The following is a 232-nucleotide window of genomic DNA, read 5'->3' on the forward strand; positions in this document are numbered from 1 at the left end:
TCAGGTTCAATGTGGTACTGTCGTTTATTTGTTCTCTAAGCCTCTTAATCCGTTTTTCCTTGTTTCCTTTCTCCCCTCCTTTCTCTCTCTCCCTTTCTCTTCCCCCCTCCTCTCCCTCTTTCCTCTCCTCCCCTTCTTTTTTTCTTTTCTCCTTCCCTCTTCTTTTTTTTCTTCCCCCCTCTCTCCCTTCCCTTCCTCTTTCTTCTTCTCTTTCTCTCCCCTTCTTCTCTCC

1 protein-coding gene is annotated in these 232 nt (G+C 46.1%); it reads right to left on the reverse strand.

What is annotated here, in order from left to right:
* Window positions 1-24: 24 nt before the first annotated feature.
* The coding region (locus tag LK536_RS59200) for a hypothetical protein (protein ID WP_506092388.1) at window positions 25-232 on the reverse strand (208 nt) is incomplete at its 5' end.

This window comes from Clostridium pacaense (genome assembly GCF_020709765.2).
Classification (GTDB): Bacteria; Bacillota; Clostridia; order Lachnospirales; family Lachnospiraceae; genus Enterocloster; species Enterocloster hominis.